This window comes from Flavobacterium sp. NPDC079362 (assembly GCF_050267765.1).
Classification (GTDB): domain Bacteria; phylum Bacteroidota; class Bacteroidia; order Flavobacteriales; family Flavobacteriaceae; genus Flavobacterium; species Flavobacterium azizsancarii.
This window is the reverse complement of the sequence record NZ_JBNNFM010000017.1, coordinates 1-18,586: the sequence shown is the minus strand read 5'-3', so window position 1 is coordinate 18,586 and position 18,586 is coordinate 1. Positions and strand designations below refer to the sequence as shown.

Below are 18,586 nucleotides of genomic sequence, written 5' to 3'. Positions count from 1 at the left end.
TGCGGAATATTGGATGTGATTTCTCCTTCGTCGAAATGACAAAAAGTAACCAAAATATATAAAGAAAACATACCAAACATGGACGATATCAATACAACAGAAACAGAAATCACAAATGAAAATGTGAATTTTGAAACAAGAATAAATTTAGGACCGCTTCTGGATCACGTTAACAACATCAAGAAAGAACTTGAAACAGTAATTGTAGGACAACACAAAATGATCGATCAGCTTTTGGTTGCCATTTTATCAAACGGTCACGTTTTGCTTGAAGGTGTTCCGGGAGTTGCTAAAACTATTACAGCTAAATTGTTGTCAAAAACGCTGAATATTGGTTTTAGCCGAATTCAGTTTACTCCGGATTTAATGCCATCTGATATTTTAGGAACTTCGATTTTTAACCTGAAGAATTCTGAGTTTGAGTTTAAGAAAGGACCTATTTTCTCTAATCTGATTTTAATTGATGAGATCAATCGTGCTCCTGCTAAAACGCAAGCTGCTCTTTTTGAAGTTATGGAAGAGCGCCAGATCACAATTGACGGATTTGCGTATCAGCTTGAAACTCCATTTTTAGTTATTGCAACACAAAATCCAATTGAGCAAGAAGGAACCTATCGTTTGCCGGAAGCACAATTAGACCGTTTTTTATTCAAAATCACGATTGACTATCCAAAACTAGAGGAAGAAATCCTGATCATACAAAGAGAACATTTGTTGCAGGATCATGGAAAACTGGAAGCTATAAAAACCATACTTTCGGGAGCTGAAATAAAAGAATATCAGGCTTTGGTCAAACAAATTAGAGTAGAACAAAATCTATTGGAATACATTGCCAGAATTGTGGTAAATACGCGCGAAAATGCCTTTTTGTATTTAGGAGCTTCGCCTCGTGCTTCGATTGCGATTTTGAATGCGGCAAAAGGTTTCGCAGCCATTCGAGGACGTGATTTTGTTACACCTGAAGATATTAAAGAAGCAGCAACTCCGGTTTTGCAGCATCGCGTGATTGTAGCTCCGGAACGTGAAATGGAAGGAATTACAAGCTCTGAAATTATCAAACAAATTATTGAAACTGTAGAAATTCCAAGATAGTTTTAAGCCGCAGTTTTAAGTCGTTATATTTTAAATAATAATCTTTTTTTTAATGAAATTTTCTAAACTATTATTTTTATCACTTTTTTGTATTTCATTGGTAAGTTTTAAACCAATGGATGTTAAGCCTTTGAAAAAAATAAATGCATCAATCTATTTTTTAAGTGATAAGCAGCAGCTTGAATCCTTACTCAGAAAAACTTATGAATGGATTGAGACTAAAAGTTCGAAGATGGACTTTGATGTTGTTGAAAATAAGAAAGGAGACAAATACATTGGCCTGAATTTAAAAGCACATACCAAAAGATTAGAAGAACTAAAAAAAACGAACTTTTTTGCACAAGAATTTCTTGATAATTACAATAAGATCGGGTTAAAAATTGGCGACAATCTTAAAACTAATAAAATGGAATACCTTGTTGGAGATTTGCCTCCTTATGGCAATGATGCCAATATGTGGTGTGATTGCCAGGACAGCCCTGACGAATATTGGAAAACCATGAAGATCAGCATCGTGAAAATAGATAACAACAAAGCTACTTTAAATTGGACGTGGACGGAATGGAAGGATAAATCTAAATATAACGTAAAAGCAATTAAAGAAAACGGTATCTGGAAAATCTCCTACTTAGAAGGATTTGATTATAACAGCCTGACTAAAATATAGAATTAAGAAATTAAACTTTAAATATTTTTTAAATTGAAATTCATAAAAAGCCTTTACCTCAATAACTTCTTCTTCTATGTGCTTTTAGGCATTATTGGATTGTTTGTCTGCGCTTTTATTTTTCCTAATTTATACAATGCCGTTTGGTTTGTAGTTTTGGTTTTAGTTACTTTTTCAGGAATCGATATTCTGCTTTTATATATAACCAAAACGGGAATAGAGGCAGAAAGAATAACACCGGAAAAACTTTCTAACGGTGATTTGAATCCTGTAAAAATTCAAATAAAAAACCACTATACGTTTAAGATTTCAGCTAAAATCATAGACGAAATTCCGTTTCAGTTTCAGGTAAGGAATTTCAAAATTGTAAAGACAATTAAAGCTTCTGAGCAAAAAGAATTTGGATATGATTTACGTCCAACAGAACGTGGCGAATATTATTTTGGCTATCTGAATATCTATGTTTCTTCTCCTTTAAAATTAATTTCCAAGAGATATTCTTTCGATAAAGATAAAATGGTTCCCACCTATCCGTCTTATATTCAATTGAGAAAATACGATTTATTGGCTTTTTCGAATAATTTATACCAATACGGAATCAAGAAAATTCGCCGAATTGGCCATACCATGGAGTTTGAACAAATTAAAGAATATGTTCAGGGCGATGATCTCAGGACTTTAAACTGGAAAGCGACGGCAAAGAAAAATTCACTGATGGTCAATCAGTTTCAAGACGAAAAATCCCAATCGGTTTATATGGCGATCGATAAAGGCCGTGTCATGCAAATGCCTTTTGATGGATTGAGTTTACTGGATTACGCTATAAATTCGACTTTGGTTTTAGCAAATGTTATTTTGAAAAAGCAAGACAAAGCAGGTATTTTTGCTTTCTCTAAAAAAGTAGAAAACAGAGTTTTTGCAGAAAAAAAATCGTCTCAGATGCAAAAAATTCTGGAAACCTTATACAACATCAAAACTGACTTTTTCGAAAGTGATTACAGCCGTTTGTATGTAGACATCAAGAAAAACATTAACCAAAGAAGTTTAATCATTCTATATACCAACTTCGAAACCATGGACGGTTTAAATCGCCAATTACCTTATTTAAAAGGAATTGCAAAAAGTCATTTACTGGTTGTTGTTTTCTTTAGTAATACTGAACTGAATGCGATTATCAACAAAAAAACGGATACAATTCAGGAAGTTTATGATAAAGTAATTGCCGAAAAATTCATGTTCGAAAAACGACTTATCGCAAACGAACTTAAGAAATACGGAATACATTCTGTTTTGACACAACCTGAAAATCTTACTTTGGATGCAATCAATAAATATTTAGAAATCAAAGCGAGAGGAATTTTATAGAAGCAAAAATGATAACGCTTTTTTTGTCTATATTATTAAAACATCAAGTTCCTGACATCAATTAAAAATAGTTAAAAAATCTTTGAATCTTTGTTCTTTTGAACCTTTATAACTCTAAAAAAATGAAAAAACTGATTTTAATTCTATTCGTTTTTACAAGTCTTTTGTCTCATGCGCAAAAGACAGAAAATATCATTATTATTACTACTGACGGTTTTAGATGGCAGGAAATCTTTAAAGGAATAGATCCCGCAATTGCCAATGACAAAAAATTCAATCAGGGAGACAGCACTTATATTTATAAAAAATATGCCGCTGCTGATTTTACAGCATCACGTAAAAAAATCATGCCTTTTTTATGGTCTGAAATTGTTACGAAAGGTCAGATTTACGGCAATCGTGATTTAGGAAATAAAGTAGATGTTTCAAACCCATATTGGTTTAGCTATCCGGGATATAGCGAAATTATGACCGGAAACGTTGATGTTGCTGTGAATTCTAATAGTTATAAAGCAAATCCGAATGTCAATGTTTTGGAATTCCTAAACCAACAACAAAAACTAAAAGGTAAAGTTGCCGCTTTTGGCGCATGGGATGCTTTTGACCGAATTTTGAATGAACAAAGAAGTGGTTTTCCGGTAATTTCTGCCTTTGATAATGTGGGAGGAAATAAACCTACAGCAACTCAGAAACTATTAAACGAAATGCGTAATAATTCGTTTAAACCCTTTCATGAAGATGAATGTCTGGATGTTTTTACACACTATCAGGCATTGGATGAACTGAAAACAAAGAAACCAAAAGTACTTTATATCGCTTATGGAGAAACTGATGAATGGGCACATCACGGTCACTACAGATCGTATCTTGATGCTGCAAACCAAGTCGACAAATGGATTAAGGAAATCTGGGATTTTGTACAAAATGATCCTCAATACAAAAACAAAACTACTTTATTAATCACCGTTGATCACGGCCGCGGAGATAAAACAAAAGCACAATGGACAGATCATGGAGCTGATGTTCCGGGTGCATCTGAAATTTGGTTTGCCGCAATTGGGCCAGAAATTGCACCTAAAGGCGAAATAAAAACAGAATCTCAATTGTATCAAAAACAGATCGCACAAACCATTGCAAAAATTATGGGATACACATTTACAACCTCACATCCTGTTGCGAATGAGATTTCAGAACTGCTTCAGAAATAATTAAATCAATCCAAAATAATAATCAACCAAAACCAATTTATTCAAATGAAAAAAACACTATTGTTTCTTTTTTTAATGACCATTTTCACACCTCTTATTGCCCAGGAACCTAATAACGATGAGCTTTTTGAGAAAACATTAAATTATCAATCAGGAAAAATTACGCTGCCGGAAGGAGACGGAACACTAAATGTACCAAAAGGTTTTAAATTTCTTAACGCAGAACAAACACAAGGAATTTTGACCAATTTATGGGGAAATCCGGAAGATAAAAGCGTTTTAGGCTCTCTTGTTCCTGACGGAAAAGGAGTTACACACAGCAATAGCTGGATGTTCGTCATTAGTTATCGAGGAGATGGCTTTGTCAAAGACGATGATGCCGGAGATATTGACTATGATGATTTGCTAAAAACAATGAAAGAAGATGTAACAGTAGAAAATGAAGAACGCAAAAAAGGCAATTATCCTGAAGTACAATTAGTAGGATGGGCATCAAAACCTTACTACGATAGTAATTTAAAAGTTTTGCATTGGGCAAAAGAACTAAAATTTGGAAAAGACGAAGCAAATACTTTAAACTATGATTTGCGAGTTTTAGGACGAAAAGGAATGTACAATATCTCTGCCGTTGCAGGAATGGATCAACTTGCAGAAGTAAAAGCCAGTATTCCGCAGGTATTAAAAAGTGTTGAGTTTAATGACGGACACAAATATCTTGACTTTGATGCTGATACAGATACTGTCGCAGCATGGACTATTGGCGGATTAGTTGCCGGAAAAGTTTTAGCAAAAGTAGGTTTCTTTGCTATCATTGCTAAATTTGGTAAAATCATATTTTTAGCTATTGCAGCAGGTTTTGCGGCCATGAGAAAGTTTTTCTTTGGCAAGAAAAATCAGGTAACCACAAGACCACAAGAAGAAGAAACGGCATTATTAGAAGAAAATAATCCTACAGAAGAATAAGTTTTTTTGCCACGAATTTCCGCTAATTTTCACCATCATTACGCAAAATATTAATTCGTGAAAATTCGTGGAATTCGTGGTATCTTTTTTTATAAAACAATGATAAATTAACACAATGATAGATTGGGATGAAATAAAATGGATTTTTGAGCCAGATGGAGCATTGATCGATATTTATGTTCAAAATGTAAAAATTGAAGATTGGAAAATTTTAATTAATTACCTCAATGCAAACCACATTGTGAATATGGTCTGTCAGGAGAAAATAAAGAGGTTAATAAAATTGATTTAGAATATTTAATTCAATATCTGAATGATAAAACGGGAGAATTTGAAGCAATAATTTCATCTATCATAATTGACGATATTATCATAAATCTTCATTTTTTTTCAGTTGAGGAAATTGAATTTGATATTGATCCGAAGGAAATATATTCATTTGATAATTATAAAAAGATTTTAGGTTTCATGAACCAAGTGAGTAAAATTTTAAATAAACCATTGATTTTGACTGGTGAAAACCAAAGTGATTTTCCACTAATAAATGTAGATTTTTCAAAAAACTTAATAAAGACTTTGACAAAAAAAGAAGCCAAAGAATTATGGAAGCAATTTAAACCTAAGAGATTTTAAAAACCTCGAAGGATGCAGACAAAAAACTTTGAACCTTTGGTGCTTTGTACCTTTGTACCTCTTTAAAAAATATCATTACCTGTAATCCCCATCCATCTTAAATGAAGAAAATACTATTGTTTTTATTTCTATTTTTTGAAATAATAGTTACAGCCTAAGCTCAAAATGCCAATTTTGAAAAGCAAATTGATGCTCTTATTTCTGCTAAAACAGAAAAACCTTTTAACGGAATAATTTTTATTTCTCAAAAAGGAAAAACAAAATATTTTAAAGCTTTGGGTTATTCTGACCTGAACAAAAAAGCATCTTTACAGCTTAATGATCAATTTGTAATTGGCTCTATAAGCAAACAATTTACTACCGTTCTCTTACTTAGAGAATATGACAAAGGACGTGTTGAACTATTTGTACCGATTCATCAATATTTACCTGAATTAAAACAGTCTTGGGCAGATACAGTTACGGTTCATCAATTACTGACACACATGCATGGCATCGTTGAATTAGATAAACCAACTGCTTTTAAACCTGGAACTCAATATGCTTATTCGCAAATTGGTTATGATTTACTCGCTAAAATTATTGAGAAAACTTCTGGTGAATCATTTGCAGGGCTATCAAAAAAAATGTTTGAAAAATGTGGAATGAAACATACTTTTCATCCTGACATTAAGCAATATAAAAATTTAGTTAAAGGATATACGGAAACTGAAAATGGTACAATTGAACTCGAAAATAAAAGTTTGCAAAATTATGCCGCTGCCGGCTCTTTTATATCAAACTGTAGTGATTTAAACTTATGGAATGAGCAATTCTATGGTGGAAAATTATTAAAAAAAGCAACCTTGAAAATGCTGGAAACGAAGCAAAAAAATGCGATACGTAATCATCCTATTTTCGGAAAAACGCCATATGGCTACGGGATAACAATAGATACAATAGATGGTATATTACAATATGGACAAACTGGGTTTTGTCCGGGATTTGTTTCTATGAATTATTATTATCCTAAAACTAAAACAAGTGTTATTGTACTTGAAAATATTGCCTACTATCCTGATGAAATAAAAAAGACCTTTTATTATCATACCGAAATCTTAAAAATAATAAGACCCAAGTTGAAAGGATAAATATTTTTAAACCTAAAGACTTTGAAAAACCTCGCAGGACAAAATCTTTGAACCTGTAAACCCTTGACGCTTTTTAAAAAAAATCTCAGTATCTTAGCGCCTTAGAAACTCAGTATCTTTAAGAATGAAACAAATTACTTCAATACAAAATCCGTTTATAAAATCACTCGTTTTACTGCAGGAAAAGGCAAAAGCCAGAAAACAAACCGGAACATTTTTGATTGAAGGCTTACGCGAAATTTCATTAGCAATAAAAGGCGGTTACGAAATAGAAACCGTTCTGTTTTTACCGGAACTGGTCACTGAAAATCAGATCAATAAATTGGTTAACACGCCGGTTCAGTTAATCGAAATCAATAAAGAGGTTTACCAAAAGCTAGCCTATCGCGATACAACCGAAGGTATTCTGGCTATAGCCAAAACCAAATCGATGTTATTATCTGATTTAAAATTATCAGATAATCCGTTGATTATTGTCGCCGAAGCACCTGAAAAACCAGGAAATATTGGAGCCCTTTTGCGTACGGCAGATGCTGCAAATCTTGATGCCGTTTTGATTGCCAACCCAAAGAGTGATTTATACAATCCAAATATTGTGCGATCAAGCGTTGGTTGTTTATTTACCAACCAAATTGCCACAGGAACAACGGCCGAAATCATTGCTTTTCTAAAAGAAAAAAAGATTGATTTTTACTGTGCTACATTACAAAATTCAACCTCTTATCATACACAGGATTTTACAACTCCAACCGCTTTGGTTGTAGGCACAGAAGCCACAGGATTGACACAGGATTGGCGCGATGCTGCAACTCAAAATATTATTATACCTATGCAGGGCGAAATCGACAGTATGAATGTCTCCGTTGCGGCAGCTATTTTAATTTTTGAAGCCAAACGCCAGCGAGGATTTAACTAAAAAAATCACATCATGAATTACAAATTATCTCTTTTAGCATTATTATTTAGTTTCTCCGTTACGGCACAAATAACCAATCAGGAAGTAGATGAATTGGTAAATCGTACCATAAAAGCTTTTGATGTTCCCGGAATTGCAGTTGCAATTGTAAAAGACGGAAAAGTAGTTCTTGCAAAAGGATATGGTGTAAAATCAGTTGTAACCCAACAAAAAGTAGATGCAAATACACTTTTCGGAATTGCTTCAAACAGTAAGGCTTTTACAACAGCTGCACTTGCAATGCTGGTTGATGAAGGCAAGATAAAATGGGATGATAAAGTAACCCAATATCTACCGGATTTTAAAATGTCTGATGATTATGTAACCCGAGAATTCACAATTCGTGATTTATTAACACACAGAAGCGGACTTGGACTTGGTGCGGGAGATTTGATGATCTGGCCTGACGGAAGTGACTTTAAAGCACAAGATATTATTCATAATTTAAGATATTTAAAACCCGTTTCCAGTTTTAGAACTAAATACGATTATGATAATCTAATGTATATTATTGCCGGCGAAATTATTCATGTTGTCACCGGAAAAACCTGGGCAGATTTTGTAGAAGAACGCATCATGAAACCTTTGGAAATGAATAACAGCGTGGCTTCTGTAAAACGTTTAAAAGACACAACAAACGTAATTACACCTCACGTTCCGCTTGATGGCAAACTAAAAACCATCAAACGATATGAAAATCAGCTTTTTGATGGCGCAGCAGGAATTTATTCAAGTGTAAATGATTTGAGCAAATGGGCTATTTTGCAAATTAATAATGGAAAATACAGCGACAATAAACAATTATTTTCAGAGAAAGAACACGATGAAATGTGGCAATTGCAAACCATAATTCCAACTAAAACAAAACCTCCTTACAATACTCATTTTAACGGATATGGCCTGGGTTGGTTTTTAAACGATGTAAAAGGATACAAGCAAGTTTCGCATACCGGCGGTCTGGAAGGAAATGTAACCCAAACCACTTTAATTCCTGAACTAGGTTTAGGAATTATCGTTTTGACCAATCAACAATCCGGAGCCGCATTTACAGCCATAACAAACACTATCAAAGACAGTTATCTAGGCATTAAATCTGATGATTATGTAACTCTTTACAGCAATAGGATGAAAGCCAGTGAAGCATCTGCAGATAAAGTTACTGATGAAGTTTGGGCGACTGTTGTAAAAAATAAAAAAGATAAAATAAAAGTTGATTTCTCTAAAATTACCGGAACTTATAAAGACAATTGGTTTGGAGAAGTTACCATTACCGAGAAAAAAGGAAAAGCCTATTTTGCATCAAAACGTTCGCCACAACTTGTTGGTGAAGTTTTTTTCTATAAAGACGGAAACTATCTCGTAAAATGGAATAACGCTTTTTTTCATGCTGATGCTCATTTACTTTTCAAATACGACCAAAACGGAAAAGTTATTAACCTAAAAATGCTTCCAATTTCTGAGTTAACAGATTTTAGTTATGATTTTCAGGATTTAGATTTTACGAAAGAGTAATTTCAAAGTTTCAGGTTTCAGGTTTCAGGTTTCAGGTTTAAAAGTGGGCGAGAAAATAGTGCTCAAAAACCTGAAACCTGAAACTTTAAACAAAATAAACTCCTTCTAAAATCAACTCTCCATTCCCTTGCGTATATTCAAACTAATTCTTATTTTTAGTACTTGAACCATGCCGTTATGATAGAAATAGATATTGAAAAAGAAAACAAAGCAATTGCCCAAGAGTACAAAGAATTACTTCGAATCAGTTATCAGACTTTAAGTCCAACCGACAAAAAACTTATCCGTAAAGCATTTGACGTTGCTGTTGATGCACATAAAGAGCAAAGACGTAAATCTGGCGAAGCGTATATCTTTCATCCTATTGCAGTTGCAAAAATTGTAGCTTCTGAAATTGGTTTGGGAGCAACCTCTATTGCTGCGGCTTTATTGCACGATGTTGTAGAAGACACTCCTATGACAGTCGAAGATATTGAGCGATTATTCAACCCAAAAGTAGCTCAATTAGTCGAAGGCCTGACGAAAATTTCATTGGTTCAAAAAGATCTGAATGCTTCGATGCAGGCAGAGAATTTCAGAAAAATGATCCTGACGCTGAACGATGATGTTCGTGTAATTTTGATAAAACTGGCAGATCGTTTGCACAATATGCAAACTATGGATTCGATGGCAGAATACAAGCAGACTAAAATTGCCTCAGAAACACTTTATATCTATGCTCCTCTCGCCCATCGTCTGGGACTTTATAATATCAAAACCAAATTAGAAGATTTAGGTTTAAAATATACAGAACCTGCTGTTTACAATGATATTGTCAGCAGAATCAGAGAAACGAAAGAAGAACAAGATGCTTACATCAAAGATATTTCTGAAGTTTTAAAGAAATCTATGGATAATGAAGGCATCGATTATGTAATTAAAGGACGTCCGAAATCTATCTATTCGATTCGTCGAAAAATGCGCGCTCAAAATGTAAGTTTTGACGAAGTTTATGACAAGTTCGCTTTAAGAATTGTCTATAAATCAGACCCGCACGATGAAAAATTTGTCGCTTGGAAAATCTATTCGATCGTAACAGATCATTACAGACCAAGCCCGAGTCGCTTGCGTGACTGGATTTCTTCGCCTAAATCAACTGGTTATGAAGCTTTGCACATTACCGTTATGGGACCAAAGGGCCGCTGGGTCGAAGTACAGGTTCGAAGCGAGCGTATGGATGAAATTGCAGAGAAAGGTTACGCTGCACATTATAAATACAAAAATGGCGCAACCGAAGAAAGCGGTTTGGATGTCTGGCTGAATTTGCTTCGTGAAGCACTTGAAAATCAGGAAACCAATGCGGTAGATTTTGTAGAAGATTTTAAAATGAATTTATATTCAAAAGAAATCTTTGTTTTTACACCAAAAGGAGAAATTAAATCACTGCCTAAAGGCGCTACTTCACTTGATTTTGCTTTTAGCATTCACTCCGAAATTGGAATTAAAACCAGAGGAACCCGTGTCAACGGACGTTTGGTTCCCTTAAATCACGAACTAAAAAGTGGTGATCAGGTCGAAGTTATTACCTCTGCAAATCAAAAACCAACCATAAACTGGTTAGAATACGTAACGACTTCGAGAGCCAAAAATAAGATTAAAAACGTTCTAAACGAGAACACCAAAAAAATTGCCGAAGAAGGAAAAGAATTACTTACCCGAAAACTTCGACATTTAAAAATAACAATCAACGAACAAGTTATCAATGAACTGGTCAACTTTTTCAAACTTAAAACCAGTTTAGATTTATTTTACAGAGTTGGACTTGGAGCAATTGAAAATCAACAATTAAAAGATTACGCTGCGCAGAAAAGCAATAGTTTTATCAATTTCTTTAAAAATAAAATTAAACGAAATAAAGAACCAACTGCCGCAGAAGACATTCATAAACCTGTCATGAGCAGTAATTATGATATGTTGGTTTTTGGTACTGAACATGACAAACTTGATTATAAACTCTCGCCATGTTGCAACCCAATTCCGGGAGATGACGTTTTTGGATTTGTAACAATAAACGAAGGAATAAAAGTTCATAAAAAAGATTGCCCAAACGCAATCGGAATGCAGTCAAATTACGCTTATAGAATTATGAGCGCCAAATGGATTGATTCTTCACAAGAAGAATTCAAAGCCATTATCAATATTACCGGAATGGATGTTTTAGGACTTACCAATCAATTGACAAGAGTAATTTCGAACAATATGAGTGTGAATATTCAGAGTATTTCGCTGAGTACAGATGCCGGAATTTTTCATGGACAGATTGCAGTAATCGTTCAGAACAATACGATCTTAAAGAAAATGATCAATGCCATTAAAAAAATTGACGGGGTAGACAAAGTTACAAGAGAATACAGAACCTAAATCAACACTTTCCATTTAGAAACGGAATATAAATAGGATTAAATAATGGCAAACGATGATTTAGAAATTCCAAAAGTACATTTTGATCAAAATGGTGAACTTTTAATTATTGCTTCTGAATCTTCCTCAAAAGATGATTTTGATTTTTTTCAAGGAAAATCAAATATTCGAAATAAAAAATTAAAAAAGAGATTTGCAAATTGTACGGAATGGATCGAATTTCCCTCAACTCAGGAAATGTATAAGATTTTGAACGGAATTGGTAATATCGATAATTTTCTTACCACATTTGATGGTGAACCTTTTGAAGGAATGACGGTTAGATTATTTAATCCTCGCACAAAATTGTGGAGTATTTATTGGTCAGATTCAAATACAGGCGTTTTAGACAAACCGGTAGTTGGTTCTTTTGAAAATAAGATTGGACATTTCTATTCTAAAGATGTTTTTGAAGGCAAAGATGTATTACAGGTATTTCGTTGGGATGCCAGAGATAGTAAAAATCCAGTTTGGAGTCAGGCCATGTCTGATGATAAAGGAAAAACATGGGAATGGAACTGGTACATGTATATGTCTAAATAGACAAATGTTAGTTTTATCATAAATAAAAATAATTATGTTAATTAAGTTAGTTTGCGTAACGGAAATTTTATCAGCTCAAAAGCCTGCAAATAGTGCCTTATTGCTGATCAAATACCTCATGAACGTTAAACTTTAAACCCGAAACTTTTATTCATTAAAAATAAAAAATTATCTTTGCAGGATATGACACTCATTTCAACTGACAACACTAAGAATCAAGAAATTGTAAAAAATGTTTTTACAATGTATCTTGAGCAAAAAGGGCATCGCAAAACTCCTGAGCGTTATGCTATACTTCAGGAAATTTACGATAGCGAAGAACATTTTGATATAGAAAACTTATATATCAAAATGAAAAACAAGAACTATCGTGTGAGTAGAGCTACATTATACAACACGATCGAGTTATTGTTAGACTGCGCTTTGGTTAGAAAACATCAATTTGGGCAAAATCAGGCTTACTACGAAAAATCATATTTTGATAAACAGCATGATCATATTATCATGACTGATTCTGGTGAGGTAATCGAATTTTGCGATCCAAGAATTCAAACCATCAAAAAAACAATCGAAGAAATATTTGATATCGAAATCACGAATCATTCATTGTATTTCTACGGAAACAAAAAGCAAAAACAATAATCCGGAAAGGCATTATTTAAAAAATAAAAAAAAGAAAATTAACTACATTAATCAGTAGGGCAATTTAGATTGCCTCAACGCAAATTAAAACAGAATGACCGTAGATTTATTACTAGGATTACAATGGGGAGATGAAGGTAAAGGGAAAATTGTTGACGTTCTTACCTCTAATTATGACATTATTGCACGTTTTCAAGGAGGACCAAATGCAGGACATACTTTAGAATTTGACGGAATCAAACATGTACTTAGAACCATTCCTTCTGGAATTTTTCATAAAAATTCAATAAACATCATTGGTAATGGTGTTGTAATAGATCCGGTAGTTTTTCAAAAAGAAATTGAAGGTTTAGAGAAATTCAACCTTGACATCAAAAACAAATTGATCATTTCAAGAAAAGCACATTTAATTTTACCAACTCACCGTTTACTTGATGCTGCTTCTGAAGCATCTAAAGGAAAAGCTAAGATTGGTTCTACCCTTAAAGGAATTGGTCCAACTTATATGGACAAAACCGGTAGAAACGGATTACGCGTTGGTGATATCGAATTAGAAGATTTTAAAGAACGTTACAGAGCATTAGCAGACAAGCATGAAGCAATGATTGCTTTTTATGATGTAGCGATTCAATATAACTTAGCTGAACTTGAAAAAGAATTTTTTGAAGCTATCGAAGAATTAAAAAAATTAGATTTTATTGACAGTGAAGAATATATCTACCAAGCACAAAAAGCAGGTAAATCTATTTTATGCGAGGGAGCACAAGGTTCTTTATTAGATGTTGATTTTGGAACTTATCCTTTTGTAACTTCATCAAATACTACTGCTGCCGGAGCTTGTACAGGCTTAGGAATTGCTCCTAACAAAATCAAGGAAGTATACGGAATTTTTAAAGCGTATGTTACCCGTGTTGGTAGCGGACCTTTCCCAACTGAACTTTTTGACGAAGTTGGTGCTACAATGGCAAAAGTTGGAAACGAATTTGGATCTGTTACAGGAAGACAAAGACGTTGTGGATGGTTAGACCTTGTGGCTTTAAAATATGCTGTTCAGGTAAACGGAGTTACACAATTGATGATGATGAAAGGCGACGTTCTTTCAGGATTCGAAACTTTGAAAATCTGTACAGAATACAACTATAAAGGACAAAACATTTCTCACTTTCCTTATAACATCGAGCCGGAAAACGTAACTCCTGTTTATAAAGAATTTAAAGGATGGAAAGCTGACTTAACAGGATTGACCACTTACGATCAATTACCAATTGAGCTAAAAGAATATATTCAGTTTATTGAAGAAGAAGTTGGAGTGCCAATTAAGATTGTATCAGTTGGCCCGGACAGAAAGCAAACAATAACAAAATAATACATCTAAACGCTCTGATAACCAGAGCGTTTTTTTATACAAAGATTTCTAATTATGAAAAATCCAGAAATTAAAATTACTGACACAACATTACTTTCAGATAATTGGTACATATTAAACAAGGTCACTTTTGACTACCAAAAGAAAGATGGCAAAGTAGAATCTCATATTCGCGAAGTATACGACCGCGGAAACGGAGCTGCTATTTTATTGTATAACACTGCAAAGAAAACAGTTATCCTGACAAGGCAATTTCGTTTACCAACCTATCTTAACGGAAATAAAACCGGAATGATGATTGAGGTTTGTGCAGGACTTCTCGATCAGGACAATGCAGAACAAGCCGTTATTCGCGAAACCGAAGAAGAAACAGGTTATCGCTTACAAAAAGTTCAAAAAGTAATCGAAACTTATATGTCACCAGGTTCCGTAACAGAGATCCTTTATTTATTTGTGGGTGAATACGACGAAACCATGAAAGTAAATGATGGCGGAGGATTAGATGCTGAACAGGAAAACATTGAAGTTCTGGAATATACTTTTGATGAAGCTTATGCAATGATTGAATCCGGCGAAATTACAGATGCCAAAACTATTTTATTGCTGCAACATGCTAAAATAAAAGAATTGATATAAGATTTGTAATACACGATTACTTAAATGAAAATCAAACAAACAATTCAAGAAATTGTGTAATTCATATTAGACACTAATAAAATAACTTTACAGTAATAAAAAACCAGTTTATGAAAAAGTTATATTACACATCAAATATCGTACTTGTATTAATATTAGTTTTATTAGGTTCATGTAAAAAAAATGAATCAACTGAAACCTCAAAAAAAATAAAACCAAAAAAGGTAATTGAACATATAAAGCCAAAATCTGTATCCTATCATTTTGAAAAAACAAAGGACTGGCTAAAAGCAAATGAATCTGACAGTACAAAACTTCGTATTGCCTATGCCATAAACAGAACTGATAAAGCAAACTTTGCAAAATTGGATTCAGTTGTTGTTCCTGCAGATTTTACTGGCGATAATGTTTATTATCTGCCATTTCCTCTACATATAAAAGCTTTAGAAGAAGTTTCAAAAATAATTATCTTCTCCTATCCTACACAAGCATTTGCTGCTTACGAAAATGGAGAATTAGTCCGTACCGGGCCATCAAATATGGGAAGAAAAAAAGACCCTACTCCAACCGGATTATTTTTTACCAATTGGAAAGCAGAAAAAACAACCAGTACTTTTAATGACGAATGGGAATTAAAATGGAATTTTAATATCGAAAATAAACTGGGTGTCGGTTTTCACGAATACGCATTACCAGGTTATCCAGCCTCACATTCTTGTTTACGACTTCAAGAAAATGATGCAAAATATCTTTATAAATTTGCAGATGAATGGATTTTACAAGACAAGGAAAATGTAAAAGTAAAAGGAACTCCGGTAGTTGTTTTTGGAAGTTATAACTTTGACGGACCAAAACCATGGTTCGAATTAGTAAAAGATCCAAAAGCTCTTGACATTTCTGAAGCTGAAATAGAAACACAAACTCAACCTTTTATACAAAAGATTTTGGAGAATCAAAAAATTAGAGAAGCAGAACAAACTGCAACTCCCTAAATATTGTTATTAAAGAAAAAGCTGCTAATATAATTTTGACGAATTATATTAGCAGCTTTTTTATGTTTTATGGTTTTATGCTACGAAGTTTTTTTTAGAATTTCAATTACATTTGACTAAAGCCTATTTCTTTATCCCCTTTCGTCCTCCAGCTAAAGCTGACGACTATTCAGCTAAAACCCAATTTAGACATACTGCTTTTCGTCTCAACTGAAACCTTTGCTCCTCTGTTCCTTTGAACCTTTGAACCTTTTTTTTATAATAAATAAGCGAACGTTCATTTATTATTAATATCTTTGTACCATAATTAATTCGAACAATGAGAACCAGAGACACTAATAAAGAAGAAATTGTAAAGCAAAAAGCAATCGAAATGCTGGTTTCACAAGGCGTAGAAGGTTTTGGGATGAATCGTTTAGCCAGAGAATGTGGCGTTTCTGTAGCGACCCTTTATATTTATTATTCAGACAAAGAAGATCTTATCCGTAAAATTGGAATCGAAATTGGAAAAAATTTCTTTAATGAAATGTTAGTTGGTTTTTCTTCAGAAATGTCGTTTGTAGACGGTTTACGCAAGCAATGGGATAACAGATCTAAATACACACTAAATTTTCCACTTCAAACGGATTGCATCGAACTTTTGAAACATTCTACTTATGGTGATGCCATTTTATCTGAAATCACAACAGACTTTAAAGATGAAATGACAAAATTCATTACCAGGGCTATCGAAAAGAAAGAACTTCTCCCTATCACCTTCGAAGTTTTTTGGAGTATTGCTTACGGATCGCTTTACTCTCTTTTGGAATTGCACAGAGAAGGAAAATCAATGTCCGGAAAACCTTTTGCTTTTACAAAAGAAATTAGCAACGAAGCATTTAATCTGGTTATTAAAGCATTAACTCCCTGATAAAAATCGATCGTAATATCAATTGCAATATTAACCTCAATTTTAATGTTAATTTAAATATCAAAATAAACTCAATCACAACAATATCAATTAAATAAAAATCAAATGAACACTTCACTTATAAAAAATAAAAAGGTAGCCATCATTGGTGGCGGACCTGTAGGTTTAACAACAGCCAGAATATTACAAATAAACGGAGCTGAAGTAACAGTTTACGAAAGAGATTTAAATGCTCAGGCAAGAACTTCAGGCGGAACGCTTGACATACATGCAGATTCAGGACAAAAAGCAATCAAAAAAGCGGATCTAATGGACGCCTTTTATCAGTACGCAAGACCAACCGGAGAGAAAATGGCCGATATGCATGGAAATATTACTTCAGAAGAAATGCCAACTGAAGAAAATGGATATCAAAGACCTGAAATTGATCGAAATGATTTGAGAAAAATCATGCTCGAAAACCTTGAGGAAAATACTGTTGTATGGGACAGTCAATTGACGGACATTCAAAAAATCGATGAACAGTATTATCTGGAATTCAAAAATGGCAATAAAACAATTGCTGATTTTGTAATTGTTGCAAACGGAGGAAGATCAAATGCCAGAAAATTTGTTACGGACAAAGAACCTCAACTTTCAGGAACTTATATTATTCAGGGAGAAATAGAAAATCCGGATCGTGATTATCCTGAATTTAAACCTAAATACGGTGACGGAAACGTAATGGCAATGGGGGAGAAAAAAATGTTTTATACCCATACTTTACGCGACGGTTCCGTGCATTTTGGAGTTTCTTTTAAAGCTGATGAAAATTGGGTTTTAAATAACGAAATTGACTTTGAAGACAATGCTGCAGTTATTGCTTTTTTACTGAAAAAATTTGAGAACTGGAACGAGGATTACAAAAAATTCTTCGTTGCTTCAACTGATTTTACAGGATTGCCTTTGCGCCTATTTTCTCTTGAAGAAACCTGGAAAAAACATTCAAACATAACCCTTGTAGGCGATGCGGCACATGTAATGCCACCGTTTGCAGGCGAAGGTGTAAATATGGGTTTGATGGATGCTTATCAGTTAACAGAAAACCTAACAAACGGGCAATTCGAAACCTTGCAGGACGCTATTGACGATTATGAACAAAAAATGTTTGGTTATGCACTGGAGGCACAACGCACCACCTATCAAATGGAGGAATTACTTCATTCTGACGTGACTACTGAGAAAATATTAAATAGTCGTGGCGGAGTTTAATAATTTTCTTTCTTTGTTATTTATGTTCATTTCGACGAAGGAGAATCACACTCCATAATAGACAAAGATTGGCGACTTTCTTTGCGGAATTTCTAGTGTGATTTCTCCTTCGTCGAAATGATAAGATTATGCAAAACCTATCGGCTTTAAAATCGGATAGGAGCCTAGGGATTAATTCCCTAGGCGGCCTTCCACACCACCCGGCATACGGATCCGTACCAAGGCGGTTCTTAATTTACGATACATTTTAAGATAGATACCTAACCTAAAGTACTTCCGTGA

The 18,586-nt window shown here is 33.8% G+C and carries 17 protein-coding genes; all 17 read left to right on the top strand.

What is annotated here, in order from left to right; genetic code table 11:
* Positions 1 to 78 precede the first annotated feature (78 nt).
* The 17 genes from ACQKCJ_RS14930 to ACQKCJ_RS14850 all read left to right on the top strand — a co-directional run bounded on the left by ACQKCJ_RS14930 (position 79) and on the right by ACQKCJ_RS14850 (position 18,304).
* Positions 79 to 1,092 carry an AAA family ATPase gene (locus ACQKCJ_RS14930; RefSeq protein ID WP_427402316.1) on the top strand — a complete coding sequence of 338 codons (1,014 nt, stop codon included), beginning with the start codon at positions 79 to 81 and terminating at the stop codon, positions 1,090 to 1,092.
* Between the two features lie 52 nt (positions 1,093 to 1,144).
* Positions 1,145 to 1,759, top strand: a complete 615-nt coding sequence (locus tag ACQKCJ_RS14925) for a hypothetical protein (protein ID WP_271335792.1) — start codon at positions 1,145 to 1,147, stop codon at positions 1,757 to 1,759.
* Between the two features lie 33 nt (positions 1,760 to 1,792).
* Complete coding sequence (locus tag ACQKCJ_RS14920; RefSeq protein WP_271335791.1) at positions 1,793 to 3,124, top strand: DUF58 domain-containing protein; 1,332 nt, start codon at positions 1,793 to 1,795, stop codon at positions 3,122 to 3,124.
* A gap of 122 nt (positions 3,125 to 3,246) precedes the next feature.
* Positions 3,247 to 4,332, top strand: coding sequence for a phosphoglyceromutase (locus ACQKCJ_RS14915; RefSeq protein WP_427402315.1), 1,086 nt, complete (start codon positions 3,247 to 3,249; stop codon positions 4,330 to 4,332).
* A 45-nt stretch (positions 4,333 to 4,377) separates the two neighbouring features.
* The gene (locus tag ACQKCJ_RS14910; protein WP_271335789.1) at positions 4,378 to 5,295 is read left to right on the top strand and encodes a DUF2167 domain-containing protein; all 918 of its coding nucleotides are present in this window, start codon (positions 4,378 to 4,380) and stop codon (positions 5,293 to 5,295) included.
* Between the two features lie 115 nt (positions 5,296 to 5,410).
* The gene (locus ACQKCJ_RS14905) at positions 5,411 to 5,587 is read left to right on the top strand and encodes a hypothetical protein (RefSeq protein ID WP_427402314.1); all 177 of its coding nucleotides are present in this window, start codon (positions 5,411 to 5,413) and stop codon (positions 5,585 to 5,587) included.
* Positions 5,588 to 6,113: 526 nt separating this feature from the next.
* Entirely contained in the window at positions 6,114 to 7,058 is a 945-nt protein-coding gene (locus ACQKCJ_RS14900) for a serine hydrolase domain-containing protein (RefSeq protein ID WP_427402337.1), read from the top strand.
* 124 nt (positions 7,059 to 7,182) lie between these two features.
* Complete coding sequence (locus ACQKCJ_RS14895; RefSeq protein ID WP_271335787.1) at positions 7,183 to 7,974, top strand: TrmH family RNA methyltransferase; 792 nt, start codon at positions 7,183 to 7,185, stop codon at positions 7,972 to 7,974.
* A gap of 12 nt (positions 7,975 to 7,986) precedes the next feature.
* Positions 7,987 to 9,525, top strand: a complete 1,539-nt coding sequence (locus ACQKCJ_RS14890; protein WP_427402313.1) for a serine hydrolase — start codon at positions 7,987 to 7,989, stop codon at positions 9,523 to 9,525.
* A gap of 177 nt (positions 9,526 to 9,702) precedes the next feature.
* Positions 9,703 to 11,925: a RelA/SpoT family protein gene (locus ACQKCJ_RS14885; RefSeq protein WP_271335785.1), complete on the top strand. Its 2,223-nt coding sequence runs from the start codon at positions 9,703 to 9,705 to the stop codon at positions 11,923 to 11,925.
* A 45-nt stretch (positions 11,926 to 11,970) separates the two neighbouring features.
* Entirely contained in the window at positions 11,971 to 12,507 is a 537-nt protein-coding gene (locus ACQKCJ_RS14880) for a hypothetical protein (protein ID WP_427402312.1), read from the top strand.
* A gap of 183 nt (positions 12,508 to 12,690) precedes the next feature.
* Positions 12,691 to 13,149 (top strand): Fur family transcriptional regulator, encoded by a 459-nt coding sequence (locus ACQKCJ_RS14875; protein WP_026981862.1) that lies wholly within the window; start codon positions 12,691 to 12,693, stop codon positions 13,147 to 13,149.
* Positions 13,150 to 13,243: 94 nt separating this feature from the next.
* Positions 13,244 to 14,515, top strand: coding sequence for an adenylosuccinate synthase (locus ACQKCJ_RS14870; protein WP_271335782.1), 1,272 nt, complete (start codon positions 13,244 to 13,246; stop codon positions 14,513 to 14,515).
* Between the two features lie 54 nt (positions 14,516 to 14,569).
* Positions 14,570 to 15,151 carry an NUDIX domain-containing protein gene (locus ACQKCJ_RS14865; RefSeq protein ID WP_271335781.1) on the top strand — a complete coding sequence of 194 codons (582 nt, stop codon included), beginning with the start codon at positions 14,570 to 14,572 and terminating at the stop codon, positions 15,149 to 15,151.
* 110 nt (positions 15,152 to 15,261) lie between these two features.
* Positions 15,262 to 16,143, top strand: a complete 882-nt coding sequence (locus tag ACQKCJ_RS14860) for a L,D-transpeptidase (RefSeq protein WP_427402311.1) — start codon at positions 15,262 to 15,264, stop codon at positions 16,141 to 16,143.
* 319 nt (positions 16,144 to 16,462) lie between these two features.
* Entirely contained in the window at positions 16,463 to 17,053 is a 591-nt protein-coding gene (locus tag ACQKCJ_RS14855) for a TetR/AcrR family transcriptional regulator (protein WP_271335779.1), read from the top strand.
* Between the two features lie 105 nt (positions 17,054 to 17,158).
* Positions 17,159 to 18,304, top strand: coding sequence for an FAD-dependent oxidoreductase (locus tag ACQKCJ_RS14850; RefSeq protein WP_271335778.1), 1,146 nt, complete (start codon positions 17,159 to 17,161; stop codon positions 18,302 to 18,304).
* Positions 18,305 to 18,586 lie beyond the last annotated feature (282 nt).